The following is a 25,038-nucleotide window of genomic DNA, read 5'->3' on the forward strand; positions in this document are numbered from 1 at the left end:
AAAAATTTCTTTTCCCGTCATCCTTTCGGACGTGGCCAGCTCGTTGGCGCGAACGGCTTTATGCGCCTTTTCGACCCCACCGTCAAGCATTTTTCCGCAAAAAATTTGTGGAGTTACAAAAAACTGAGGCAACTTTAGACTAACCACCTATAATAATATAAAAATCAATTATACATCCATCATATTCCATTCTTTCAAAGCTTGGGCTCGCATAGACTTGTCTCCGGCAGGCTTCCCCCAGCCCTCCCTGGTCTTCACATGAACAGGCACAACCAGTTTTTTCCTCGTGTACCGCAGGCCCTCCCCTTTTCTTGCTGGTGAGGAAATGAGTGGAAGCAAAAAGCCTCCTCTTTTTCGCCGTAATACTTTCGTTTTCCCGTCAGGCAGAGATCTCCCTGAAAAACTATGCCGCTTTCGGCAGCAGGTATCCAAGAATGCCACACCCCCTCGCGATCCTGCTGCTTTAGCAGCCCCCCCTCCAAGTATCTGCCATAAAAAAGGAGGGGCTCCAGAAAGCCCCCCCTCATAGCGGCGACGTTACCCGTCACCGGACGTTCAGCGTATATCGGGTCTAATCCCAGACCACCAGACCGATCTGGTAGGCTGCTACGGAGACGGCAAAGGCCAGCAGCGTATTGAAGACCATGCTGAAAATCAGCCAGCGCCAACCCCCGGCCTCACGCTGGATCACCACCAGGGAGACAAAGCAGGGCGAGTACAGCAGGACGAAGAGCATCAGGGAAAGGGCCGTAGCCTTGTTCCAGTTGGGATTGCTCTGCAGCAACTGGCCCAGGCTCTGGGCATCTTCGGGGTCCACGTCACCGAGAGAGTAAGCCGTGCCCATGGTGGAGACCACGGCTTCCTTGGCGGCCACACCGGCCAGCAAGGCGATGTCCGTGCGCCATTCGAAACCGGCGGGCAGGGTCAGGGGTTCGATGGCCTTACCCAAGCGGCCGGCATAGCTGTAAGCCAGTTCGGCGGCACCCTTCTCTTCTTCCAGCTTGGTGATCTGCTCTTCCAGGGCAGCGCGGCCTTCGTCTTCGGCAGGCAGGGCTTCCATCTGGGACGTGAGCTGCTCGATCTGCGTGTCGAACTTGGCCGATTCGGCTTCATCCAGCTTGGGATAGGTCAGACCGGCCCAGATGATGATGGAGATGGCCAGGATCACGGTACCGGCCTTCTTCACATACATCCAGGTACGTTCCCAGCAGTGCATGAGCACGCTGAACAGGGTGGGCAGACGATAGGGGGGCAGTTCCATGACGAAGGGAGTCGCCTCCCCTTTGATGATGGTGGAGCGCAGCAGGCGGGCCACCAGCAGGGCGAATACCCAGCCGGACAGCATGACCAGCATCATCACCGTCGGGGCCTGATCCCCAAAGAAGGCCGCAGCCAGCAGCAGGAACACGGGCAGCTTGGCGCCGCAGCTCATGTACGGCAGCGTCAGCAGGGTCGCCAGCTTTTCCTTGGGGCTGCGCAGGGTACGCGTGGCCATGGCGCCGGGGATGGCGCAGCCACCCGCGATGCCGCCCGCGATGATGTAGGGCATGACGGAGGCGCCGTGCAGGCCGAAAGCGCGGAAGATGCGGTCCATCATATAGGCGATGCGCGCCATGTAGCCGCTGTCTTCCAGGAAGGCGATGAGAGCGAACATGATGACGATGAGGGGCGCGAAGCTGAGCACGCCGCCCACGCCGCCGATGATGCCGTCCACCACCAGGGATTGCAGCTCCCCTTCAGGAATGATCCCGGCAAAGAATTCGCCCAGCGCGGCGCAGCCGTCTTCCACCCAGCCCTGGGGATAGGCGCCGACCTCGATGGTCACATAGAACAGGGCATACAGTACGGCCAGCATGATGAGCGGGCCGAAAAAGGCATTGGTCAGCACCTTGTCCAGCTTGTCGGAAAGGGCCAGACGGTCTTTGCCCGCATCCTGGCGCACCACACCGTCACGCAGCAGCCCGCGGATATACCCGTAGCGAGCATCCGTGATGTAGGCTTCCATGGAGATGTTGTGCCCGGTACGGATGTGCTCGGCCACCTTGCGGCGTACGGCATCAAGTTCCGCCGCCGCCTCGCTGCTGGCCTGGTGCACTTCCTTGCGTATCTCGGCGTCACCTTCCATGAGCTTCACGGCGATCCAGTGGGGCGCGTACTTTTTCAGCAGGCCTTCACGGTTGATGATGGCACACATGGCCCGCAGACCTTCGTCGATGTCCGCGCCGTAATTGAGCTCCAGCACCTGGTGCCGGCCTTCGCCGGCCAGACGCACCGCCTCACCGAGAGCCTGCTGCAGGCCTTCGCCGGTACGAGCCACGGCGGACACCACAGGGATGCCCATCATCGCGGACAGGCGCTCCATGTCGATATGCACGCCGGCCTTGCGGGCTTCGTCCATCATATTGCAGACCAGCACCACAGGCAGGCCCATCTCCATCATCTGTACGGTCAACAGCAGGTTGCGCTCCAGAGCCGAAGCATCCACCACGTTGATGACGGCCTGGACATCGCCGCTACCCAGTTCGGCTCGGGCGACCAGCTCTTCCATGGAATAGGCGGTCAGCGAATAGGTCCCGGGCAGGTCCACCAGGGTGATGTCGGCGTTGCCGTGGCGCACATGGCCTTCCTTGCGGTCCACCGTGACGCCGGGGTAGTTGCCCACATGCTGCCGCGCGCCTGTATAGGCATTGAACACCGTGGTCTTGCCACAGTTGGGATTGCCTGCCAGAGCGATACGCAACGCTCCCGTGGTCATTTTCCCCTGACCACCATCAAACCGGGCTTCAGCACTCATTCCAAAAACTCCTCTTTGAGGCCTTGTGTGACTAATTGGCAAAACAAAGGTAAGGGTTCGAAAAAACGAATTTCATTTCCCGAACCCTATCCAACTTGAAAATGAATGTCAATATTTATGAAGAGAACAAACAATCCCGAAGGCTGGACACGCCGCAGGAGTGCACCAGATGAATGGGGATATTGCGGGAGCGGGCATGCAGCAGAGCCTTGCGCTTGGCTTCATGCGAGACTTTGTTGGTGAACACGATGATGGCATCAGGGTTGCCGATCTTGTCCATAAAATTCCGTTCATTACGGCTGATGCATTTGAGGGTTGCTCCCCCCTGACGGGCAGCGGCGATATAGTCCTGCTTGAGTCTGTCCATTCCGCCGATGAGAGTGACGCACATATATGGCTCCTTATCTTGTTTTCACGCTCAGCCCCCACTTGCTGCAGATCCAACCTAATTGAAAACGAATTTCAATGTCAATAAAAAAATCAACAACTCCCTAAAAAAAGGGGAGCCGTCCCTGCTCTGACAGAGATGGCTCCTCTTTTCCGGTAAGGGCAACACGCGATACCGCCCTCACCTAATTCTGAAAAAACAATATATCCCTACGGGTTACTTCCAGCGTGCAATAAATTCGGCCGCGGGTTTTCCGGCATCCAGATGCTTCAGCAGGGCACTGCCGAAGACCACGGCATCAGGCAGGGTGTCCGGCGGCAGCCCCTGCATCTGTTCCGGCTGCTCCAGACCGAAGCCCAGCGCCAGCGGCAGGCGGAACACGGAGCGGGCCCGCTGCAGGGTCTCGGCGACCTGCATCTCCATACGGGCGCGCTGCCCGGTGGTCGCCATGGCCGAGACCACATAGACATAGCCTTCGCTGACACCCGCATACAGGCGCATCCGTTCCTCCGGCGTATTGGGACCCACCAGGGCGATCAGGGCCAGGCCCTGTGCGGCGAAGATGCGGCGGATGTCCCCGGATTCCTCAAAGGGCAGATCCGGGATGATGAAACCATGCACACCGGCCTCGCGGGCCTCCACAGCCAGCTTTTCCAGACCGTATTGCAGGAAGGGGTTCAGGTAGCCCATCAGGACGATGCCCGCACGGAAGACACCGGCGCGCAACTTCAGCTCTTCCATGATCCGTTCCAGACAGACACCGTCGCTCAGCACCCGGCGCGAGGCCTCCTCCACCACAGGGCCGTCGGCCACAGGATCGGAAAAGGGAACACCGATCTCGATGATGTCCGCCCCGCTCTCGTCCAGTTCCACCAGAGCGGGCCAGAAGCGTTTTTCATCCGGGAAACCGAAGGTCACGAAGGGGATCAGGGCATGACGTCCGGCGGCACGGGCCGCACGGATCTTTTCTTCAAGGATATGCATGACGAACTCCCGGAGCGGCTGTTGACGACCACTCCCGTTATGGCTGTTGTTATATGGCTCTCTGCCGGCTTTTCCCGAACGACAGCAGGGTATGAGGCTGTTTCCCCTCTCCACGCACGCGGGGGATGTACCATCTCAGCGCGGCTCCCCTGCCCGTCCGTTGCCGGAGGCTCTATTCCGCGGATGGCGCTAGCAGATGTCTCCGCTTTCCGGCAGGTTCAGGGCTTTGCGCACGATGGCCAAGTCCTTGTCTCCCCGGCCGGAGAGGTTGACCACCACCTTGCTGCCGGGCTCGAACTCTTCGGGATGATCCAGGACCCAGGCCAGAGCATGGGAAGATTCCAGGGCGGGCAGGATACCTTCGGCATGGCACAGCTTTTCAAAGGCGGCCAAAGCGCGGGCGTCACGGACCATCACATAGCGCACACGGCCCGTCTTGTGCAGGAAGGCATGCTCAGGCCCCACGCCGGGATAATCCAGCCCGGCCGAAACAGAGTGCGAAGGCTCGATCTGGCCGTCACTGTTCTGGAGCAGCATGGTACGGTTGCCGTGCAGCACGCCGGGGCTGCCCAGATTGAGCGGCGCGGAATTGAAGCAACCCGGCTCGCCCGTACCGGCGGCTTCCACCCCGATGATGCGCACGCGCTCGTCCTCCAGGAAAGGATGGAACAGGCCGATGGCGTTGGAGCCGCCACCCACGCAGGCCACCACGGCATCCGGCAGGCGCTGGGCACGGGCCAGCATCTGTTCCCGCACTTCCTGTCCGATGACCTGCTGGAACATGCGCACCAGCGTGGGGAAGGGGTGCGGTCCCGCAGCCGTGCCGAAGCAGTAATGCGTGGTCTGCTGGCTGACGATCCAGGCACGCAGGGCCTCATTGATGGCATCCTTGAGCGTGCGCGAACCACTTTCCACCGGGTGCACGGTGGCCCCGAGCAGGCGCATGCGCATGACGTTGGGCGCCTGCCGCTCCACATCTTCCGCCCCCATATAGATGGTGCAGCTCATGCCCAGACGGGCGGCCGCCACAGCCGTGGCCACACCGTGCTGCCCGGCACCGGTCTCGGCCACCAGAGCGGTCTTGCCCATATACTTGGCCAGCAGCGCCTGCCCCAGGGTGTTGTTGATCTTGTGGGCGCCGGAATGCAGCAGGTCTTCACGCTTGAGCCACAGTTCAAAGCCCAGTTCTTCGGAAAGGCGCGGACAGAAGGTCAGAGGCGTGGGCCGCCCCGCATAATTGTGCAGCAGATCCTGCAACTCGTCCTGGAATTGCTGCGTCGGCATGATGTCCCGCATGGCGGCTTCCACTTCCAGCAGCGGCGGCATCAGCAACTCAGGAACGAAACATCCCCCAAATTCGCCAAAATAGCCTTTCTTCATGGTCGTTCTCCACTGTATCTGAACTGTATCGTATTTTATAACTTTTATCCGTCCGGCTCTCCAGCCCTGCCGGGATCAGGCCGTCAGGCCCGTCTGGAAGGATCTGCCGGAGCATCCCGGAAAATTTCTTCGACAAGGCGGGCCATATCCGTCATGGCCCGGGCATCCTTCTGCCCCGGCGCATCTTCCACGCCGGAATTGCAGTCCACGCCGTCCGGACGGCACGCCGTCAGCGCCTGACGGAAGTTGGCGGGCGACATGCCCCCGGCCAGCAGCCAGGGATGGGGCAGGCGCAGGCCGCCCAGCGTTTTCCAGGCCAGCGTGTGACCGCTGCCGCCGCCTGACCTGCCGGCATCCAGCAGGTACAGGGCACAGCTGTCGGCGTACTGTCCCGCCGCGACTTCCAGAGCGGCCGTATCACCGTACCGTTGCGGCCACAGCACCCGGATCACCCGCTCCGCACCCAGCTGCCGGGCACAGTCCACGGACTGGTCTGCATGCAGCTGGGCCATGTCCAGTCGCGCCAGCCGCATGATGCGGGCTATCTCGTCACTGTCCTGCCCGGTGAAGACGCCCACACGCACCATGTCCCCGCTCTCCAGGCGGGAGACCGTCACGGCATCCACACAACGGAGGCTGCCCGCATGGAACACGAAGCCGCAATGCGTGGCCCCCAGCCGGGCTGCCAGCCTCACATCTTCCTGCCGCCGCAGACCGCAGAATTTAAGCAGCATGATGCCCTTCCTCCCGGCCGCGGAGCAGCCGCCGCAGCGCGGCACCGGGCTGCCCTTCCTGCATGAGGGCCGTCCCCACCAGCGCGGCGGAGAATCCGGCCCGGGCGGCTTCTTCCAGATGCTCGCGGCGATCCATGCCGCTGGCAGCGATCCAGATCTCGCCCCGTTCCGGCGGGCATTGCCGTGCCAGCTCCAGGCAGGCCTGTCTGTCCACCCGCAGCGTATCCAGATCGCGGGCGTTGACCTGGATGATGCGTGCCCCGCTCTCCCGGGCCAGCAGCAGATCCTTCCTGCCGCAGACTTCCACCACGGCCTGCATGCCGAGGCTTTCCGCCTGCTCACGCAGACGGCGCAACAGCGCGGCATCCGGGGTCAGGGCCACGATGAGCAGCAGGGCCGCTGCCGGAGTGGCTGCCGTGGCCCGCACCTGCAACGGATCGAAGATAAAGTCCTTGCGCAGCAGGGGCGTCCCGGGGCAACGGGCCGCCGCCCGTCCCAGAAAATCCAGCTCACCGGCAAAAAAACGCCGCTCCGTGAGGATGGACAGGGCCCCTGCCCCGGCTGCCACATACTGCCGGACAGCCTCTTCCACCGTCAGGCTCCGGCAGATGGACCCGCGTGAAGGTGAGGCCTGCTTGAATTCCGCGATGACGGTCAGCGGCACGCCAGCCTCCTGCCGCTGCAGGACCGCGGCAAAGTCGCCGCGCTGCCCGCTGAAGGGGACAGGCAGGGCCCCTCTTCTTTCCTGCTGCCGCAAGCGTGCCACTTCGTCCGCCTTGGCCCAGAGAAAACGCTCAAGCAGCATGGAGGACCCTCCTTCCCAGACCGGCGCGCACCGCTTCGCGGGCACGGGCCATGCAGACATCCAGGGGCATCCCCTCTTCCATGAGGAAGATGGCCAGCCCCACATTGAGGGCCACCATGTCGCGCATGGGACGCGGGCCTTCACCATCCAGCAGGCGGCGCAGCACCTCCACAGCCTCCTCGCGGCTCTCCACCGCCAGATCCTCCGGCGTGCAGCTCTGGAAACCGAAGCTGGCCGGATCCAGCTCCAGTGGCCGGACGCTGCCGTTGTGCAACAGCATGGCCGTGGCCGGGCCCATGGGCGTCAGCTCGTCATAATTCCCGGCCCCGCAGACGACCGCCGCCCGGTAAAGCGCGGACTGCGACAGGGTGTCGGCCAGAAGCGGTACCAGCTCGGGCCGGGCCACCCCCATGAGCAGATGGCTGGGCCGGGCCGGATTGATCATGGGGCCCAGCAGATTGAACAGGGTACGCACTCCCAGCTCCTTGCGCAGCGGGCCGATATTCTTGAACGCCGGATGGAAATGCGGGGCGAAGAGAAAGGCGAAGTTGCGTTTGGCCACCATGTCCGCCACTGCCGCGGGATCGGTATCCAGCGGGATGCCCAGGCTCTCCAGGGCATCGGCACTGCCGCAGGTGGACGAGACCGCCCGGTTGCCGTGCTTGACCACCTTGTAGCCCATGCCCGCCAGCACCAGCGAGGTCGCTGTGGAGCAGTTGAAGGAATGACGGCCGTCACCGCCGGTCCCCACCACATCGATGCACGGGCCCGAGATGCCTTCCACGCGCACGGCGCGGGCCAGGGCAGCCCGGGTGGCGTGGGCCAGTTCCAGAGAGCTTTCTCCCTTCATGCGCAGCCCCATGAGGAAGCTCCCGGCCTGGGCAGGCGTCAGTCTGCCGTCCATGAGCGCCCCGAAGCTGCGGGACGCCATGTCCGCCGTCAGGTCTTCCCGCCGCGCCAGATGTTCCAACACCTCGGCCATGCCGCCGTCCCGTCCCTGCCGGGGCAGGATGGCCTGCGGGAAATTGCCCAGCAGGCGCAGGCCGTCCGGCGTCAGGATGGACTCGGGGTGAAATTGCACGCCCACCCACGGCCTGTCGCGATACTGCAGGGCCATGACCTCGCCTTCAGGGGCGCGGGCCGTCACCGTGAACAGCGCATTGCCCTCCCCTTCTCCGGCATGGACCACCAGCGAATGATAGCGGGCCACCTTCATGGGATTGGGCAGGCCTTCGAACAGGCCGCTGCCGTCGTGCACGATCTCGGACTGCTTGCCGTGCATGATGCAGGGCCCCACATCCACCCGCGCCCCGGCATGCAGGCCCAGCAACTGATGGCCCAGGCAGACGCCCAGCACCGGTACATGGTGCGGCAGGCGGCGCAGGAATTCGGGACAGAAGCCCGTCTGCGAGGGATGTCCCGGCCCGGGCGAGATGCAGACCATCTCCAGAGCGGGATCCGCGGCCATGTCCAGGATGGCGGGATCGTCGTTGCGCAGCACCACGGGCTCGTGCCCCAGGGCGTAGAACGCCTGGACCAGGTTGTAGGTAAAGGAATCGTAATTATCGATGAGCAGGAACATGGTCGTCACCCTCTTCAAGCACAAGGCGCATGATGGCTGATTTGTTGCAAACTTCTTTCCATTCCAGAGCGGCATCCGAGTCATGGACGATGCCGCCACCGGCCTGCCAGAACAGGCGCCCTTCGCGGCTCCACATGCTGCGGATGGCGATGCCCATGTCCAGATCCACGCTGTCCTTGTCCAGTCCCAGCCAGCCGATGCAGCCCGCATAGGGCCCGCGGGCACGACCTTCCAGGCTGCGGATGATCTCCATGGCCCTGACCTTGGGCGCCCCGCTCACCGTCCCTGCCGGGAAGGTGGCCGCCAGCACGTCCAGGGCATCGCGTCCGGGAGCCAGACGGGCCGTGACCCTGCTGGTCAGATGCATGACATGGGAAAAACGCTCCACATCCATGCAACGCTCCAGGTTCACGCTGCCGGGCTGGGCCACCCGGCCAAGATCGTTGCGCCCCAGATCCACCAGCATCACATGCTCGGCCTGTTCCTTGGGGTCGCTGCGCAATTCTTCCGCCAGCCGGGCGTCTTCCAGATCGTCCCGGCCGCGACGGCGCGTCCCGGCTATGGGCGACAATTGCAGACGCCCCTTTTCGCAGCGCACCATGACCTCCGGCGAGGCCCCCCAGAAGCAGAAATCTCCCAGGCGCATGAAAAACATGTACGGCGAGGCATTGTAGCGGCGCATGCGCCGGTACAGCACGAAGGGATCCCCTTCGCAGGCCACGGAAAAATTGACGGAAGGCACCACCTGTATGGCCTCGCCCTGGTGCAGCATTACCTTGATCTTTTCCACCATGGCCTTGTAGCCGGCCTCTCCGGGATCGGCACGGACATCGCCGCGGACAGTGAAATTTCCTTCCGCCCCGCGGCTGCCCAGCACCTTGCGGTGTCCGCCCAGGCTGATCTGGCACAGCCTGTTGTACAGATGGTCGAAGACCAGCTGCGTCCCGGGCAGCACCAGCATGCTCTCCGCCTCTTCCGGCGGCATGACCGCGGCCAGACGGGGCTGGAACAGGGAGGCCATACCGAATCCCACCCAGCCGTAGAGGGCTCGGGTGATGGCCGGGAGCCCGTCGATCTGTGCCGGGGCCTCCAGGTGCAGGCCCTGCATCAGGCGGCGCAGGCCTTCCACGAAAGGCAGCCCCTGCAGGACGGCGAGAGGGGCAAGACGTTCGTCCTCGATGCGCAGATCCAGCCGCCCTTCACGGCAGCGGACATACAGGGCCATATCGCAAGCCAGGACGCTGTAGCGACCCCAGCGGCCGTCCACCTCCGCGCTTTCCAGCAGGATGCCGTCCTGCCGGCCCACCATGCCCAGATACAGGCTGATGGGCGTATCCATGTCGGCGGGCAGCCAGCGGGCCTGCTGCTGCAGGGAAACGAGAGGAGCATGGGAGGCCGCGTCGGGAAGTGTGGTCGTATTCATAGGGTCATTCCTTCAAAACATAAAAAAAAGCGCCGCTCCCCTGTGGGGGAACGGCGCTTGCTCAATGCATGTGACGTATCAATCGCAACAGGCTATGCCTGCACGTCCCCCGTACATTGACTCGCGCGCCACCAGAAGGTGCGGAAGCAGATGTTGGAGAAAGTGCACGACATGGAAATAATCCTGTTGGTTAAAAGTTCTTTGCGTAGAAAATCACAATTCTTTTCGGCTGTCAATTATTTTCCGAAAAGGATTTCCTGATAGCTGGGCAGATCCCACAGGTCATCGGCCACGCGGGTCTCCAGCAGGTCGGCATAGCGCCGCACTTCGCCCATGATGGGCAGCACTTCTTCGCAGTAGCGGGTGGCACGGGCCAGGAAGTCGCCCTTGCCGTCCACACTGGCCAGCGTGGCTTCCAGGCTGCGGGTGGCATCCTGCAGGCCGCGCAGCTGCTCGGTGACCTCGTCCAGCGTGATGGTACGGAAGTCCTTGCCGATGGCCTTCATGCGGGCCGCGGTCTCGGCCAGTTCGCCCTGATAACGCATGGCCGCGGGGAAGATGATGGTCCGGGCGATGCGGATGGTCAGGATGGCTTCGGTACGTACGGTCTTGCAGTACTGCTCCAGATAGATGTCATAACGGGCCTTGAGCTCGGCACGGTTCAGGATGCCCAGACGCTCGTACAGGTCGATGACTTCGGGACGGATCAGCTCGGGCATGGCCTCGGGCGTGGTGCGCAGGTTGGACAGGCCACGACGTTCGGCTTCGGCATGCCAGATGCTGGAGTAGCCGTCACCGTTGAAGATAACGGCGCTGTGCTCTTCGATGACATGCTGCACATAGTGCTGGATGGCCGTGTTGAGGTCCTTGCCGCGGGCCAGGTCGCCTTCCAGGAAGTCGGCCGCATGGCCCAGCGAATCAGCCATGATGGCGTTCAGGGCCGTGATGGAATCGGCCGCGGACTGGCTGGAACCCAGGGCGCGGAATTCGAAGCGGTTGCCCGTGAAGGCAATGGGGCTGGTGCGGTTGCGGTCACCGGGGTCGGTGGGCAGGGGCGGCAAGGTATCCACGCCCACGTTCATGACGCGGCCGCTCTTGCTGTTGGCGGCATCGTCGATACGACCGGCACGGAAGGCTTCGAACACTTCCGTCAGCTGGTCGCCCAGGAAGATGGACATGATGGCCGGCGGGGCTTCGTGAGCGCCCAGACGGTGATCGTTGCTGGCGCTGGCCACAGTGGCACGCAGCAGGCCGCCGAACTTGTGCACGGCGCGGATCATGGCCGCACAGAACACCAGGAACTTGGCATTGGCGTGCGGGGTCTCGCCGGGGTTGAACAGCGTGCCCAGCTCGGCATTGCCGATGGAGTAGTTCACGTGCTTGCCCGAGCCGTTGACGCCGTAGAAGGGCTTTTCGTGCAGCAGGCACTTGAGCCCGTAGCGTTTGGCCACGTTGCGCAGGGTGGACATGATGATGTGGTTGTGGTCCACGGCCAGGTTGCTGGCCTCGTACAGAGGCGCGATCTCGTACTGGCTGGGAGCGGCTTCATTATGGCGGGTGCGCACGGGCACGCCCAGCTTGTAGAGCTCGCGTTCCACTTCCATCATGTAGGACAGCACGCGCTGGGGAATGACCCCGAAGTACTGGTCACTGAATTCCTGGCCCTTGGCCGGACGGGCGCCGAACAGCGAGCGTCCTGCCACCTGCAGGTCGGGACGGGCGAAGTTGAAGTTGTGGTCGATGCAGAAGTATTCCTGCTCCAGACCGGCGTAGGAGACCACAGGCAGCTTGGTCTCGATGCCGAACAGCTTCAGCACGCGGCGGGCCTCACGGTTGAGGGCCTGGCCGGAACGCAGCAGCGGGGTCTTCTTGTCCAGGGCCACACCGGTCCACGAAAGGAACATGGTGGGGATGCACAGGAAGGTCCCGTTGGGGTTTTCCATGATGTAGGCGGGGCTGGTCACGTCCCAGGCCGTGTAGCCGCGCGCCTCGAAGGTGGAGCGCAGGCCGCCGGAGGGGAAGGACGAGGCGTCCGGCTCGCCGCGGATCAGCATGGCGCCGGAGAATTCGGCGATGATGCGGCCCTGGCCGTCAGGCATCAGGAAGCTGTCGTGCTTTTCCGCCGTCTGACCGGTCAGGGGGTAGAAGATATGGGTGAAGTGGGTGGCACCCTTTTCGATGGCCCAGTCCTTCATGACGGCGGCCACGGTATCGGCGATGCCGGGATCCATGCGTTCGCCGAATTCGATGGTCTTGTGCAGGGCCTTGTAGACATCCTTGGGCAAACGTTCACGCATCACCTTGTCGGTGAACACGTTACAGCCGAAAATGTCGGTGGGCTTGGTATCGTAAAAGTTCAGCGGCGACGCTTCCGGCTTGTAGGTGGTGATGGCCTGAACGGCACTTCTGCGGGCGGAATTGCTGCTCATGAAAGCTCCCTTGTCAACGTCCGGGAACCTAGTTGACGCTGACGATTTCGATTTCGAAGGTCAGTTCCTTGCCGGCCAGGGGATGGTTGGCATCCAGGGTGATCTCTTCGTCCGTGACTTCGGTGATGGTCACGTCCATCTGGCCCTGTTCATTGGAAAGCTGCAGCGGCACGCCCACGGTCAGCGGGATATGATCGGGCACCTGGGCGCGGTCCACGGTGAAGACCAGCTCGGGATCGCTTTCGCCATAAGCCTGGGACGGGGGAATGGTGACGGTCACGGTCTCGCCCGCTTCGTGGCCCATGACGGCGGCTTCGAAGCCGGGGATGAGCATGCCTTTGCCCATGGTGAATTCCAGGGGGTCGCGTTCGCGGGAAGAATCGAAAACAGTGCCGTCGCTGAGAGTGCCGGTGTAGTGCACACGCAGGGTGTCGCCATTCTTGATAGCCATGGATACTCCGTATGATTCGGGCAAGCCCGGTTGATTACAAAAAAGAATGCGCGGCAAAGGGCCGCGTGAAAGGCTGGAACCCGGATGCCGTCAGGGCATTTTCCACCGGTCCGCTGTTTTGGAATAAAGCAGGGGGGCTGCCATGTCAATGCGGACGGGCCCGCCCTCCCCTTGCGGCATGGCCCGGGCGGCCATGAAATCGTCCTTGCCGCGGGCCTGCCATCTTGACAGCCGGGGGAGGCAACAGCATATATTGAGCGCCCAAACAATTCCTGAGCCGGCCAGAGCCGGCAGCCTTTCAGACCAAGGAATCCCCTATGTCCCAGATCCGCTCCAGCTATACCGACAGTATCAATTTTTATGGTGGCCATTCTCCTCTGGATCTGGCCCAACAGTTCGGTACGCCGCTCTATGTCTATAATGAGACCGTGCTGCGCCAGCGCTGCCGCGAACTCAAGGCCCTTTCCTCCCTGCCCGGCTTTGGCGTCAACTATTCGGTCAAGGCCAACACCAACCCCGTGCTGCTGCGCATCATCCGCGAAGAAGGCCTGGTGGTGGACGCCATGAGCCCCGGCGAGCTGTACATGGACCAGCTGGCGGGCTTCACCGCCGACGAGATCCTCTACATCTCCAACAACATCTCTGAAGACGAGCTGCGCAATGCCGTCCGGCACGGCGTGCTGATCAGCGTGGATTCCCTTTCCCAGGTGGAGACCCTGGGCCGCGTCAATCCCGGCGGCAAGGTCATGGTGCGCTTCAACCCCGGTATCGGCGCCGGCCATCACGCCAAGGTCGTCACCGCCGGCAAGGAGACCAAGTTCGGCGTCTCGCCGGAACTGCTGGACGACCTGTTCGCCATCCTGAAAAAATATGACCTGCATCTGGCCGGCATCAACCAGCATATCGGCTCCCTGTTCATGGAGGCCGACGGCTACATCGCCGCTGCCGAGGTCCTGCTGCATCTGGCCGAACGTCTGCCCGCCGACGTGCTGGAAAAACTGGAAGTCATCGACTTCGGCGGCGGTTTCGGCATCCCCTACCACAAATACGAAGACCAGCCCCGTCTGGACATGGACGACCTGGGCAGCCGCCTGCACGGCCTCATCAGCGGCTGGGCGGAAAAGACCGGCTACACCGGCCGCTTCCTGGTGGAGCCCGGCCGCTATGTGGTGGCCGAATGCGGCGTCCTGCTGGGGAGCGTCAACGCCACCAAGACCAACGGTGACAGACGCTATGCCGGTACCGACCTGGGCTTCAACGTGCTGGTGCGTCCCGCCATGTACGACTCCTTCCATGATGTGGAAGTGTACCGTCAGGGCGCGCAGGGCCCGGATACCGAGACCGTGGAACAGAGCGTCGTGGGCAACATCTGCGAAAGCGGCGACATCCTGGCCAAGAACCGCCAGCTGCCCCTGCTGCATGAAGGCGACGTGCTGGGCGTGCTGGACGCCGGGGCTTACGGTTTCGTGATGTCCTCCTCCTACAACCAGCGCTGCCGGGCCGCCGAGATCCTGATCCAGGCCGACGGCAGCGTGCGTCTGATCCGCCGCCGCGAGACCCTGGAAGATCTGGCCGCCTGTTACGAGGGCCTGCTGTAATCCTGGGCCGCCTGCCTGATTTCCACGAAGGGGGAAGGGGACTTTTCCAGCGGGAAAGCGCCCTCTTCCCCCTTCGAGCGCTTCGGCCAGCTACGATCGCTCCTCCTTTTTCCTTGCAGTGACGGCGTCCTGCCCTGCCCGGCAGTCCACGGGACCTGATCCCCCGTCAGGGCCGCAGTTCTTGCACGTCGCCTGTCCCCAGCTCTGCCGGGGCGTACGACTCCCCGATACGCCGGTGCGCTGCCGTTCACGGCCTGCCGCCGGGCTGCCGGAGCAGGAAGCCTTTCCGGCCAGAGCCCCCTTGCTGTCCACCAACCTTTTCCGTGTCAGCCGCACGCAAACATCTTTGGAACACCTCATGCCGGAACCGGATCTCAGCGTTTCTCCCCGTGCCATATGGAAGCTCACCTGGCCGCAGATGCTCATGATGTATCTGGTCTTCTTCATGGGCTTCATCAATATCTGGGTGGCCGGACGCATCAGTGCCGACGTGCAGGCCGCGCTCGGCATGGTCAATCAGTGCGGCCTGTTCCTCATGGTCGTGGCCATGTCCATGTCCAGCGGCGCCACGGCAGCGGTCAGCCAGTCGCTGGGGGCCAAGCGCATGCGCCGCGCCCAGCGCTATGTGGGCACCACCGTCCTGGGCAGCCTGCTGGCCGGCATCCTGGTGGCCCTGCTGGGCTGGCAGCTGGGCAGCCCCATCCTGCGCGTCCTCCAGGTCCCGGAGCGCATCCTGCCGGTCACCGCCGGTTTCTGGGACATCACCATGCTGGCCCTGCCCGCCCAGTATGTCTACGCCGCCACCGGCGTCATGTTCCGTGCCACCCGGCAGGTCCTGCCGCCGCTCTGGGTGGCGGCCACGGTCTGCGTCTTCGACCTGCTGGGCTGTCTGGGGCTGGGCCTGGGCTGGTTCGGCCTGCCCTGCATGGGCTATATGGGCATCGCCTGGGCCAATGCCGGTGCCCAGTGTCTGGGAGCCGTGGCCAACTGTTTGCTGCTCTGCCGGGCCGGTTACCTGTGCCGCCGGGCCATGCCCACCACTCGCTGGCTGCGGGCCGGTCTGCCCTACCTGCTCAAAGTGGCCCTGCCCGCGGGCGCGGCCCAGATCGTCTGGCAGTCCGGCTACCTCATGCTTTTCGTCCTGGTGGCCTCCCTGCCTTTCGACAGCATCAACGCTCTGGCGGGCCTCACCGCCGGTCTGCGCATCGAGGCCCTGCTCTTCCTGCCGGGCATGGCCTTCAACATGAGCGTCTCCGTGCTGGTGGGCAACTGTCTCGGCATGGGCGAGCCCGCCAAGGCAAAGCGCGTCGCCCTGCAGATGATCGTCATCGCCTCGCTGGGCATGAGCGTCGTGGCGGCCCTGCTCTGGCCCTTCCGGGCCGAACTGGCGGCCCTGCTCTCCCACGAGGCGGGCACGCAGGCCCAGATCATCAACTATCTGACCTACAATCTGCTCTCCACGCCCTTTTCCATCGCCAGCACCGTCATGGGCGGCGTCATGGTGGGCGCGGGCGCCACACGCTACAATCTGATGGTCTACGGCGGTACCTTCTGGCTGGTACGTCTGCCGCTGGGCTGGCTGCTGGGCCACTGGCTGTGGGGCACGGCCTCCGGCGTGTTCCTGGCCATGCTGGTCTCGCAGTGTTTACAAACGGCCATCATGTTTTATGTTTTGCTGTACCGCGACTGGGCCCGCTTTGCCATGCGCGCCCGGCACCATCACGACAACAGATAACAACAGGTTCCCCTGATGAAGAATCTTTCTTTCACTCCCGTCACCCTGGACGGTCGTTCCGAATTCTACGAACTGTGGCACAAGACCCCGCGTCGTTCCCTGGACTACAGCCTGCCCAATATCTGGGGCTGGCAGCAGTATTTCGGCCTGCAGTGGGCCTTTGACGGCGATCTGTGCTGGCTGCGCCAGACCGTGCCCTTCGTCACCTACTGGGCCCCTGTGGGCGACTGGGACGCCGTGGACTGGGCTGCAAGCGGCATCGACGCCTGCCGCAGCTTCATCCGCGTGCCCGAAGAACTGCTGGAGCGCTGGCGCGCGGCCCTGCCGGACAAGGTCGAAGAGCATGATTCGCGCGGCCAGTGGGAATACCTGTATCTGCAGAGCGATCTGGCCACGCTGCCGGGCAACCGCTACCATAAAAAGCGTAACCACCTGCGCGGCTTCGAAAAGGCTTACGGCATCGACTACCGGCCGCTGGACGATGCCATGGTGGAAGACGTGCTGGGCCTGCAGGACGACTGGTGCCAGTGGCATGAATGCGAGGACTCCCCTTCCCTGCGTGCCGAGAACGAAGCCATCAACCGCGTGCTCTCCCACTGGGAGCTTCTGGACGGCCTGTGCGGCGGTTCCCTGTATGTGGACGGCCAGATGGTGGCCTTCAGCGTGGGGGAAGCACTGGACGAAAAGACGCTGGGGGTCCATTATGAAAAAGGGCTCAACGGTTTCCGCGGCGTCTACCAGACCATCAATGCCTGCTTCTCCCGAGAGGCGGGCAACGGCTTCGAGCTGCTGAACCGGGCCCAGGATCTGGATGAAGAAGGCTTGCGCCAGGCCAAGATGACCTATCTGCCGACGGACTTTCTGCGCAAGTATCAGGTGAGCTTCAAATAAGGGGGCATCATGACTCGGTCTTTCCTCTGGACAGGGGTACGGCTGGCGGCGCTGTGTTCGCTGCTGTTGCTGGCCGCCTGCGGCGGCAAACAGATCCCGCCGCGTGACGGCATCCCTTCCCCGCATCTGGGCACCATCCGTGACATGCGGAGCTTTCCGCAGGATCTGACCGTGTTCGCCCAGCAGGCCGGTGCCGACACGCCCCTGCTGGACAGCCAGGCCCAGGCGGAGCAGGACGCGCGCTTCAACCGCATCTTCTTCGGCCCCTGGGACATGCGCAAGACCTCCATCCGCAAACGGGACGTGGAGATCTATTTCCGCAAGGCCAAGGGCTACAAATACGGTGACGTGCGCTGGACCCAGGACGAATGGGACGCCATGCGTGCCAACGCCGGTCTGAAGAGCTTCCCCAACACGGCCATGTACGGCATCACGGTACGCAATGCCGACCTGCGCGAGATGCCCAGCCATACGCCGCGTTTCAGCGAGCCCACGCCTGACCCGCGCATCAATCCTTTCGACTACTTCCAGTATTCCCTGCTGCCGGTGGGGACGCCGGTCTTCATCGCCCACACCAGCCGTGACGGCAACTGGTATTATGTGGAGACCCCCGTGGCCGCGGGCTGGGTGGACGCCAATGATATCGGCATCGTGGACGAGGCTTTCGAGGCCAGCTACAAGACCGGCAGCTATGTGGCCGTGCTGCGCGACAACGTCCCCCTGCCCGGCAGCCTGGCCGGACAGGTCAATATCGGCACTGTCCTGCCTCTGGCCCCGTCCCAGAGCGACAACACCCGCCTGGCGGTGCTCGTCCCCGTCAAGAACGGCAGCCGGGCGACCGTGGTCACACTGACGCTGGCCCATGAAGACGCCGCCATCAAGCCCCTGCCCATGACCCCGGCGCAGGTGGCCCTCATCGGCAACGTCATGATGGGGCAGCGCTATGGCTGGGGCGGCATGTTCGGCGACCGCGACTGCTCCGCCCTGACCCGCGAGCTGCTGACGCCCTTCGGCATCTGGCTGCCCCGCAACTCCCTGTCCCAGGCGCGCAGCGGACGGCGCATCATGCTGGACGGCATGAGCATCAAGGAAAAGGAAAAGGCCATCCTGCGCGACGGCGTCCCCTTCCTGACCCTGGTCTGGCTGCGCGGGCACATCATGCTCTATGTGGGGCCCTACAAGGGGCGGCCCGCCATCTTCCACAACGTCTGGGGCGTGCGCACCGTAGAGGGCGCCAGCGACAACGAGCGCTTCGTCATCGGCCGTGCCGTGGTCAGCTCCATCACGCCCGGCAGCGAACTGCGCAATCTGTACCGCACCACCACCTTTGGTGACCGCGTGAACAGCATCACCGTCCTGGGAGGCCGTTGATGAGCGGGGAAAGCCCTCGTCAGCTGGACTTCCGCGTGGCGGGCGCTCTGGTGGGGCAGCGGCTGGACAAAGCCCTGTGCGGTCTGCTGCCCGACCTCTCCCGGGCTGCCGTGCAGCGCGCCATCTCCGCCGGGGCCTGCCGCATCGACGGGCTGCCGGTCTCCACGGCGTCCCTCAAGCTCAAGGCCGGCCAGGAGGTCCGTCTTGATCTGCCCGATACGGCCAACGAGCTTCGCGCCGAAGACGAAGCCGTGGACATCCTCTGGCAGGACGAGCATCTGCTGCTGTGCAACAAGCCCGCGGGCCTGACGGTCCATCCCTGTCCCTCCTGCCCGGAAAACACGCTTGTCCAGCGCCTGCTGCACCACTTCCCGCGTTTGCGGGAACAGGAAGGCCTGCGCCCCGGTGTGGTCCATCGTCTGGACAAGGACACCAGCGGCCTTTTGCTCGTGGCCCTGGACGAGCCCACCCGTCTGCGCATGAGCGAGGCCTTTGCCCGGCGGGAAGTCCACAAGGAGTATCTGGCCCTGGTGCAGGGCGTGCCCCCGCAGACGGGCACCTGCCGGGAACCTCTGGGCCGCCATCCTACCGCCAAGGTCAAGATGGCCGTTGTCCCGGAGAACCGGGGCGGCAAGGCGGCCCACAGCGACTGGCGCGTGCTTTGGAGCAGCCCGCGCAAGGATTTCTCGCTGGTGGCCGTGCGCATCCATACCGGACGCACGCACCAGATCCGCGTCCACATGGCGCATGTGGGCCATCCCCTGCTGGGCGACGCCCTGTACGCCCCGGCCCCTGTGGCGGCCCGTGCCCCGCGCCAGATGCTGCATGCCTGGCACATCAGTTTTTGCCATCCCCTGTCGGGCGAGGCGCTGGAATTTTTCTGCCCGCCGCCCGACGACATGCTCCGGACCATCCTGAACAACAGCAGCCGCATGCAGCGGCTGGTCATCACCGGCAATCCCGGTTGCGGCAAATCGACCCTCACCCATGCCCTGGAAGAGGCGGGCCTGCCCACGGTCAGCGCCGATGCCCTGGTGGCGCAGCTCTATGCCGCCGGTGGGGAGATGGCCGATTATCTGGGCCGCCGCTTCGGGGAACGTCTGCTGGAGGATGACGGCAGCGTGTGCAAACCCGCTTTGCTGGAGGCCATGCAGCAGGACCCCGGCCTGCGCAAAGAAGTGGAGCAGATGGTCCATGCCCTTGTCCGGGACGCCATCCTGGCCTTCTGGGACAAGGCGGAAGCCGAGGGCAAGGACTGCGCCGTGGCGGAGATCCCCCTGTATTTCGAATGCGGCTGGCACAAGGCCGGTCTGCCCGGTGCCCTGAGCCTGACGGTACGCTGCCCGCGCGAGATCCGCCTGCAACGCATCATGGCCACCCGCGGCTGGAGCGAAGAAAAAGCCGCGACTCTGGAAGCCTGGCAGTGGCCAGCCGAGCGCAAGGAAGCCGCCAGCGATCTGGTGGTGGACAATGCCGGAACACCGGCGGACCTTCGCGCCCGCATCCCTGCCCTGCTGGAACAGCTGACCGCTCTGCGGCAACAGGCACAGGATGATATCCTCCGGCAGATCACGGCCTGCTGGCAGGTCAAATGACGCCATCCCCCGTTTCGATCACAAATTTATCGCAAGCACTATGAGCAGCAAAAAAATAGCCAAGACCAATGCCGCGCGCCTGCTGGAGCGTCTGGAGATCCCCTTCACCCTGCATCAGGCCGATGTGGACGAAAGCGACCTTTCCGCCGTGACCATGGCCCACAAGCTGGGCGTGGATCCCGGCTGCGTTTTCAAGACCCTGGTGGCCCGCGGTGACAAAACAGGCGTCATCATGGCCTGCATCCCCGCCGCGGCGGAACTGAACCTGAAGGCCCTGGCCACGGCATCCGGCAACAAGCATGTGGAGATGGTCCACCTCAAGGAAGTCCTGCCCCTGACAGGCTACATCCGCGGCGGTTGTTCGCCGCTGGCAGCCAAAAAGGATTACCCCGTCTTTCTGGATGAGCATGCCATCCTCTGGGAGCAGATCTACATCAGCGCCGGACAGCGCGGGGTGCAGCTCTGCCTTTCACCGGACGACCTGTGCCGGGCCACCGGCGCCACCATGGCCGAGATCGCCAATAATGCAGACTGAAACAGTTTGCAAAAGACAGCAAAAAAGTCTGAGACGTCCTCTCCTGCCTGTCCCTGACGGAGCAGGAGCAGCCCATCAGCCACAACGCAAAGAGAGCGGGCCCCCTGCGGGACCCGCTCTCTCATTTTGTACCGTCTTGTTATGGCTTAGGCCTGAGCCAGCGCCTGCGACAGGTCTTCCAGAAGGTCGTCGATATTTTCCAGACCGACGGACAGGCGGACCATGCCGGGCGTGATGCCAGCTTCCGTGAGCTGCTCGTCACTGAGCTGGCGATGCGTGGAGCTGGCCGGATGCAGGACACAGGTACGGATATCGGCCACATGCACCTGCAGGGACACCATCTTCAGGCTGTCGATGAAACGGGCCCCGGCGTCGCGGCCGCCCTTGAGCGAGAAGGAGATGACGCCGCTGCAGCCCTTGGGCAGGTATTTTTCGGCCAGGGCCTTGTCGTGGCTGTCCGGCAGCCAGGGGTAGCAAACACTCTCCACCTTGTCGTGCCCGGCCAGGAAGGTCGCCACGGCTTCGGCATTGCGGCAGTGGCGTTCCATGCGCAGGGGCAGGGTCTCCAAGCCCTGATTGATGTAGAAAGCGCCCTGCGGCGTCTGGCAACAGCCCAGGTCACGCATGAGCTGCACGCGGGCCTTGACGATGTAAGCGGCCTTGCCGAAGGCCTTGGTATAGATCAGGCCATGATACGAGGCGTCGGGCTCGGTGAATTCGGGGAAGCGCCCGGAAGTCCAGTCGAACTTGCCGCTGTCCACGATGACGCCGCCCATCTGCAGGGCATGGCCGTCCATGTATTTGGTGGTGGAGTGGACGACGATGTCGGCACCGAAATCGAAGGGACGGCAGAGCACAGGCGTGGCAAAGGTATTGTCCACGATCAGGGGCAGGCCGTGACGATGGGCCAGGGCCGCGATGCGTTCGATGTCCAGCACGTCCATGGAAGGATTGGTCAGGGTCTCGCCGAACACGGCCTTGGTGTTGGGGCGGATGGCCTTCTCGATCTCGGCGTCATCGGCCCGCTGGTCCACGAAGGTCACTTCGATGCCCATTTTCTTCAGCGTCACGGCGAACAGGTTGAAGGTGCCGCCGTAGATGCTGGCCATGCTGACCACATGGTCGCCGCTCTGGGCCACGTTGAGGATGGCGATGAGGTTGGCAGCCTGTCCCGAAGAGGTGCACAGGGCGCCGACGCCGCCTTCCAGAGCCGCGATTTTCTGCTCCACGGCGTCCACCGTGGGATTGCCCAGACGGGTGTAGAAAAAGCCGGAAGTTTCCAGGTCAAAAAGCTTGGCCACTTCGGCCGTGGAGTCATAAGTAAAGGTCGTGCTCTGCACGATGGGCAGTACCCGGGGCTCACCGTTCTTGGGGGTATAGCCCGCATGCAGGCAAAGCGATTCGGTTTTCATGGGTTCCTCGTTCCGTAAAAAGTCCATTCGGCAGCGTCTGCCGGCCTTTTTTCTTATCTGATGGATAGGAGAAACACAAGCCGCAGCGCCCCAAAACAAAAGCCCGTCCTCAGGGAAGACGGGCAACGACGGCAACGACCTTTCACAGGTCTAGATATCTTCGGGCAGATGTTCCTCGGTATACAGGGCGAACCCGGCCTCGCGCAGCATGCGTGCCCACAGCCCGTCACCGGGACAAAGGGTACGGCTGAACGTGCCGTCATAGATCTGCCCCACACCGCAGGAGGGCGAACGCCGTTTGAGGATGGCCGCCGTACAGCCGTGCCTGCGGGCCGTCTCCATGGCCAGGCGGGCCCCCCGGAGGAAATCCTCCGTCAGATCCCTGCCATCCTGCGACAGGACGCGCCCTTCTCTGATCTCGCACGGCGGGCGGGGCACGGGCAGGCAGGCCAGCCCTTCAGGACAGGCCGTGACGGCCTCTCCCCTGCGCACCAGTTCCTGGACCGCAGCACAGGCGTTGCTCCCGCCGTCATAGCGGCAAAATTCCCCGGCCAGACAGGCGCTGACCACAAAACGGCATACGGGCGTCGTCATCACAGCTCCGCATTCCGGCGCTGGGCTATGGCCAGTTCGCGCCGCTCGGCCATCCCGGCTTTGACGGCATGCTTCATGGCCTCCTCGGCAGACTGTACCACAGGGACATTGGTGTAATACAGGGCACCGCTGTCCAGCCCGTTCTCTTCCTGGACGCGGTCATAATGCTGCCAGGCAGGGCTCAAGGCCACAAGGCGCGGCGTGATGACCGCGAAAAAGACCCACAGGCCGACGCCCCAGAGGACAAGCTTGCCCATCTTGAAGATTCTGTCATTCATGAGGATCACCCTACACCGGAACATCCGGGAAAAAAAGGGGGCCGTTCCCGGAACGGCCCCCTTGATTGCAGATGAAGCTTAGATCTTGGCCGTGATTTCGGGGAAGACCTTGTAGAACATGATCCAGGCCATGAGCAGCGTCAGGGCCAGGTTCAGGGACTGGCCGCAAACATAGAGCAGGATGGGCTTGCCGCCCTTGAAGTACTTGCCCAGTTCGCGGAAGTTGGTGGTCAGACCGATGGACACGAAGGCCAGGGCGAAGAACCAGCCGCGCAGGGGAACGGAGATCTTGTTGATGCCGTTATCCACCAGCATCTTGCCCACATCAGCACCCAGGGAGGAGCTGACCACGGACATGACGATGGAAGCCGTCAGGAAACCCAGCACGAACTTGGGGAAGCGGTGCCAGATCTCCATGGCGCTGACCTTCTGGCCTTCCTGCACGTCCACCTTGGCGCACCAGTACATGGCCACGCAAAAGGCCGTCACACCGATGAGCACGTTCTGGATCATCTTGACCGTAGCGGCCACCTGCAGGGCCTTGGGACCGATGAAGGCACCGGCAGCGGCCACGGCGCCGGTGGCGTCCACGGTACCGCCGATCCAGGCGCCGCCCAGGACCTCAGGCATACCCACCCAGTTGATGAAGGCGGGCATGGCCACCATCATGATGGCGGTGAAGGTCAGGGACAGGCCGATGGACAGGGTCAGTTCTTCCTTCTTGGCGCGGCAGGCAGCGGCGGTGGCGATGGCCGCCGAGGTACCGCACACGGACATGTCGGCGGAAATGACCATGTTCAGGGTACGGGAAGGCATCTTGAGCACCTTCTGGCCGAAGATGAAGGTGCTGATGAGCACGATGGGGGTCACCACCCAGGCCACGAAGATGCCGGGGATACCGATGGCCAGGATCTTGTGGAACAGCACTTCGGCACCCAGCAGCACCAGACCGGCCTTGATGAAGTATTCCACCTGGGCGCCGTCCTTGACCAGCTTGGGCGTGCCGATGGTATTGGCGATGATCATGCCGATGGCAATGGACCAGATCTCGGCGTTGATGCCGTACAGGCGCATGGTCTTCTGGTTACCCAGGATGTTGGCCAGCACGCAGAGGGCGTAGATGATGAGGAAGGAGACGAAGAACTTGCCGGGGTTCATGCCCATGAACGCGGCACCGACGGTGCACAGGGCGCCCAGCACCAGACCCAGCACGATGAGGGTGGGGATGCGGTTGAAGGGCTTGGCCAGACCGGAAGCAGCCTTGGAGGCCTTCTTCTCGGCGCTCTGCCAGGAGTCGATGGCGGCCTTGGCGGCATCATTCAGACCGGCATCCTGATAACCGGCAGCCGCGGCGGCATCCTGGGCGGCCTTGGCCGTGGCCAGAGCCTCGGCAGCGGCCTGCTTGGCAGCTTCGACCTTGGGCTTGAGGGCGGCGTTGCGCTCATCCGCGCGGGCCTGATCCATCATCAGGGCATCCAGAGGATTGTCGGTCCAGCGGGCGGGCGTCTTCAGATAAGCGATGACATCAGCCACCTGGGACTGCTTCTGGGCCTGAACGTTTTTCTGGGCGGCAGTGGCCTTGTACCATTCGATGGTCTTGAAGGGCTTGCTTTCCTCAGCCTTGATGATGGTCTCGTATTCGTTGAACTTGGCTTCCAGGGCCGGGCGCTGGCCAAAGCACAGCCATGCGGCCACGATCAGGAAGAAGAAGCCGATCCAGATGGCCCAGTAGTCTTCCTTCTTCCACAAGTCGGACCACTGCGACTTGGCACGGTCGACAACGACTTCGTTGTTTTGTTCCATAACAGACAACCTCCGTTTGCGGCCGGGCTGCTCCCCGCCACGTCGTATTGAAAATGGCAACAAGAAGGCTTCTTGCGGAGCGTTCCCTCCCATCCCGAAAAAAGACAGCGGCTTTTTTCACAAACCATCTTGCTCTTGCGGCGCGCACAGGCCGCACATCCCAAGGATAATACCGGGCAAAGGGGCAAAGTAAAGTAAACTATTCTCACAGGATAGAAACATTCATCCCATCATGTCACCATGGAAAATCAACAGG

20 protein-coding genes are annotated in these 25,038 nt (G+C 63.2%); 6 read left to right on the forward strand and 14 right to left on the reverse strand.

Going from position 1 to position 25,038, the window contains the following annotated elements; genetic code table 11:
* Positions 1-571: 571 nt before the first annotated feature.
* From feoB to ACQRAG_RS05225, 10 genes are all read right to left on the reverse strand, one after another.
* On the reverse strand, positions 572-2,794 hold the full coding sequence (gene feoB / locus ACQRAG_RS05180) for a ferrous iron transport protein B (RefSeq protein WP_204626240.1): 2,223 nt from the start codon (positions 2,792-2,794) through the stop codon (positions 572-574).
* Positions 2,795-2,909: 115 nt separating this feature from the next.
* Entirely contained in the window at positions 2,910-3,185 is a 276-nt protein-coding gene (locus tag ACQRAG_RS05185; RefSeq protein WP_168936005.1) for a DUF2325 domain-containing protein, read from the reverse strand.
* Between the two features lie 213 nt (positions 3,186-3,398).
* A complete protein-coding gene (trpA, locus tag ACQRAG_RS05190; RefSeq protein ID WP_427803930.1) occupies positions 3,399-4,166 on the reverse strand; it encodes a tryptophan synthase subunit alpha in 768 nt (255 codons plus the stop codon).
* A gap of 189 nt (positions 4,167-4,355) precedes the next feature.
* On the reverse strand, positions 4,356-5,546 hold the full coding sequence (trpB, locus tag ACQRAG_RS05195; RefSeq protein WP_204626237.1) for a tryptophan synthase subunit beta: 1,191 nt from the start codon (positions 5,544-5,546) through the stop codon (positions 4,356-4,358).
* A gap of 83 nt (positions 5,547-5,629) precedes the next feature.
* The gene (locus ACQRAG_RS05200; protein WP_427803929.1) at positions 5,630-6,280 is read right to left on the reverse strand and encodes a phosphoribosylanthranilate isomerase; all 651 of its coding nucleotides are present in this window, start codon (positions 6,278-6,280) and stop codon (positions 5,630-5,632) included.
* Positions 6,270-7,085, reverse strand: a complete 816-nt coding sequence (locus tag ACQRAG_RS05205) for an indole-3-glycerol phosphate synthase TrpC (protein WP_427803928.1) — start codon at positions 7,083-7,085, stop codon at positions 6,270-6,272. The genes ACQRAG_RS05200 and ACQRAG_RS05205 overlap by 11 nt, the downstream gene beginning before the upstream one ends.
* Positions 7,075-8,667: an anthranilate phosphoribosyltransferase gene (trpD, locus tag ACQRAG_RS05210; RefSeq protein WP_427803927.1), complete on the reverse strand. Its 1,593-nt coding sequence runs from the start codon at positions 8,665-8,667 to the stop codon at positions 7,075-7,077. The genes ACQRAG_RS05205 and trpD overlap by 11 nt, the downstream gene beginning before the upstream one ends.
* Positions 8,648-10,090: an anthranilate synthase component I family protein gene (locus ACQRAG_RS05215; protein ID WP_427803926.1), complete on the reverse strand. Its 1,443-nt coding sequence runs from the start codon at positions 10,088-10,090 to the stop codon at positions 8,648-8,650. The genes trpD and ACQRAG_RS05215 overlap by 20 nt, the downstream gene beginning before the upstream one ends.
* A 236-nt stretch (positions 10,091-10,326) precedes the next feature.
* A complete protein-coding gene (locus ACQRAG_RS05220; RefSeq protein WP_168935998.1) occupies positions 10,327-12,519 on the reverse strand; it encodes a glutamine synthetase III in 2,193 nt (730 codons plus the stop codon).
* 28 nt (positions 12,520-12,547) lie between these two features.
* Positions 12,548-12,970 carry an FKBP-type peptidyl-prolyl cis-trans isomerase gene (locus tag ACQRAG_RS05225; protein ID WP_072332620.1) on the reverse strand — a complete coding sequence of 141 codons (423 nt, stop codon included), beginning with the start codon at positions 12,968-12,970 and terminating at the stop codon, positions 12,548-12,550.
* 317 nt (positions 12,971-13,287) lie between these two features.
* Here ACQRAG_RS05225 and lysA point away from each other — a divergent pair, with 317 nt between their 5' ends.
* The 6 genes from lysA to ybaK all read left to right on the forward strand — a co-directional run bounded on the left by lysA (position 13,288) and on the right by ybaK (position 20,695).
* Positions 13,288-14,568: a diaminopimelate decarboxylase gene (lysA, locus tag ACQRAG_RS05230; protein ID WP_204626233.1), complete on the forward strand. Its 1,281-nt coding sequence runs from the start codon at positions 13,288-13,290 to the stop codon at positions 14,566-14,568.
* Between the two features lie 358 nt (positions 14,569-14,926).
* Positions 14,927-16,303 carry an MATE family efflux transporter gene (locus ACQRAG_RS05235; RefSeq protein ID WP_204626232.1) on the forward strand — a complete coding sequence of 459 codons (1,377 nt, stop codon included), beginning with the start codon at positions 14,927-14,929 and terminating at the stop codon, positions 16,301-16,303.
* A gap of 15 nt (positions 16,304-16,318) precedes the next feature.
* On the forward strand, positions 16,319-17,194 hold the full coding sequence (locus tag ACQRAG_RS05240; RefSeq protein ID WP_204626231.1) for a DUF2156 domain-containing protein: 876 nt from the start codon (positions 16,319-16,321) through the stop codon (positions 17,192-17,194).
* 9 nt (positions 17,195-17,203) lie between these two features.
* The gene (locus ACQRAG_RS05245) at positions 17,204-18,565 is read left to right on the forward strand and encodes an NlpC/P60 family N-terminal domain-containing protein (protein WP_168935994.1); all 1,362 of its coding nucleotides are present in this window, start codon (positions 17,204-17,206) and stop codon (positions 18,563-18,565) included.
* Positions 18,565-20,160 carry a dephospho-CoA kinase gene (gene coaE / locus ACQRAG_RS05250; RefSeq protein WP_427803925.1) on the forward strand — a complete coding sequence of 532 codons (1,596 nt, stop codon included), beginning with the start codon at positions 18,565-18,567 and terminating at the stop codon, positions 20,158-20,160. Before ACQRAG_RS05245 ends, coaE begins: the two co-directional genes overlap by 1 nt.
* Positions 20,161-20,200: 40 nt before the next feature.
* Positions 20,201-20,695 carry a Cys-tRNA(Pro) deacylase gene (gene ybaK / locus ACQRAG_RS05255; RefSeq protein ID WP_168935992.1) on the forward strand — a complete coding sequence of 165 codons (495 nt, stop codon included), beginning with the start codon at positions 20,201-20,203 and terminating at the stop codon, positions 20,693-20,695.
* Positions 20,696-20,841: 146 nt separating this feature from the next.
* Here the strand turns inward: ybaK and ACQRAG_RS05260 are convergent, their stop codons facing one another.
* From ACQRAG_RS05260 to ACQRAG_RS05275, 4 genes are all read right to left on the reverse strand, one after another.
* Entirely contained in the window at positions 20,842-22,107 is a 1,266-nt protein-coding gene (locus ACQRAG_RS05260) for an O-acetylhomoserine aminocarboxypropyltransferase/cysteine synthase family protein (protein ID WP_204626228.1), read from the reverse strand.
* 150 nt (positions 22,108-22,257) lie between these two features.
* Complete coding sequence (locus ACQRAG_RS05265) at positions 22,258-22,701, reverse strand: DUF523 domain-containing protein (RefSeq protein WP_297138535.1); 444 nt, start codon at positions 22,699-22,701, stop codon at positions 22,258-22,260.
* Positions 22,701-22,979 (reverse strand): hypothetical protein, encoded by a 279-nt coding sequence (locus ACQRAG_RS05270; RefSeq protein WP_168935989.1) that lies wholly within the window; start codon positions 22,977-22,979, stop codon positions 22,701-22,703. The genes ACQRAG_RS05265 and ACQRAG_RS05270 overlap by 1 nt, the downstream gene beginning before the upstream one ends.
* Before the next feature lie 78 nt (positions 22,980-23,057).
* Positions 23,058-24,782, reverse strand: a complete 1,725-nt coding sequence (locus ACQRAG_RS05275; protein WP_427803924.1) for a YeiH family protein — start codon at positions 24,780-24,782, stop codon at positions 23,058-23,060.
* Positions 24,783-25,038 lie beyond the last annotated feature (256 nt).

Source organism: Desulfovibrio sp. SGI.230 (assembly GCF_050313065.1).
In the GTDB taxonomy this organism is placed as follows: domain Bacteria; phylum Desulfobacterota; class Desulfovibrionia; order Desulfovibrionales; family Desulfovibrionaceae; genus Desulfovibrio.

Bases quoted from the DNA above. Each gene is read 5' to 3' on its own strand.
- feoB (WP_204626240.1), bottom strand. From the start codon at position 2,794: ATGAGTGCTGAAGCCCGGTTTGATGGTGGTCAGGGGAAAATGACCACG.
- ACQRAG_RS05185 (WP_168936005.1), bottom strand. From the start codon at position 3,185: ATGTGCGTCACTCTCATCGGCGGAATGGACAGACTCAAGCAGGACTAT.
- trpA (WP_427803930.1), bottom strand. From the start codon at position 4,166: ATGCATATCCTTGAAGAAAAGATCCGTGCGGCCCGTGCCGCCGGACGT.
- trpB (WP_204626237.1), bottom strand. From the start codon at position 5,546: ATGAAGAAAGGCTATTTTGGCGAATTTGGGGGATGTTTCGTTCCTGAG.
- ACQRAG_RS05200 (WP_427803929.1), bottom strand. From the start codon at position 6,280: ATGCTGCTTAAATTCTGCGGTCTGCGGCGGCAGGAAGATGTGAGGCTG.
- ACQRAG_RS05205 (WP_427803928.1), bottom strand. From the start codon at position 7,085: ATGCTGCTTGAGCGTTTTCTCTGGGCCAAGGCGGACGAAGTGGCACGC.
- trpD (WP_427803927.1), bottom strand. From the start codon at position 8,667: ATGTTCCTGCTCATCGATAATTACGATTCCTTTACCTACAACCTGGTC.
- ACQRAG_RS05215 (WP_427803926.1), bottom strand. From the start codon at position 10,090: ATGAATACGACCACACTTCCCGACGCGGCCTCCCATGCTCCTCTCGTT.
- ACQRAG_RS05220 (WP_168935998.1), bottom strand. From the start codon at position 12,519: ATGAGCAGCAATTCCGCCCGCAGAAGTGCCGTTCAGGCCATCACCACC.
- ACQRAG_RS05225 (WP_072332620.1), bottom strand. From the start codon at position 12,970: ATGGCTATCAAGAATGGCGACACCCTGCGTGTGCACTACACCGGCACT.
- lysA (WP_204626233.1), top strand. From the start codon at position 13,288: ATGTCCCAGATCCGCTCCAGCTATACCGACAGTATCAATTTTTATGGT.
- ACQRAG_RS05235 (WP_204626232.1), top strand. From the start codon at position 14,927: ATGCCGGAACCGGATCTCAGCGTTTCTCCCCGTGCCATATGGAAGCTC.
- ACQRAG_RS05240 (WP_204626231.1), top strand. From the start codon at position 16,319: ATGAAGAATCTTTCTTTCACTCCCGTCACCCTGGACGGTCGTTCCGAA.
- ACQRAG_RS05245 (WP_168935994.1), top strand. From the start codon at position 17,204: ATGACTCGGTCTTTCCTCTGGACAGGGGTACGGCTGGCGGCGCTGTGT.
- coaE (WP_427803925.1), top strand. From the start codon at position 18,565: ATGAGCGGGGAAAGCCCTCGTCAGCTGGACTTCCGCGTGGCGGGCGCT.
- ybaK (WP_168935992.1), top strand. From the start codon at position 20,201: ATGAGCAGCAAAAAAATAGCCAAGACCAATGCCGCGCGCCTGCTGGAG.
- ACQRAG_RS05260 (WP_204626228.1), bottom strand. From the start codon at position 22,107: ATGAAAACCGAATCGCTTTGCCTGCATGCGGGCTATACCCCCAAGAAC.
- ACQRAG_RS05265 (WP_297138535.1), bottom strand. From the start codon at position 22,701: ATGACGACGCCCGTATGCCGTTTTGTGGTCAGCGCCTGTCTGGCCGGG.
- ACQRAG_RS05270 (WP_168935989.1), bottom strand. From the start codon at position 22,979: ATGAATGACAGAATCTTCAAGATGGGCAAGCTTGTCCTCTGGGGCGTC.
- ACQRAG_RS05275 (WP_427803924.1), bottom strand. From the start codon at position 24,782: ATGGAACAAAACAACGAAGTCGTTGTCGACCGTGCCAAGTCGCAGTGG.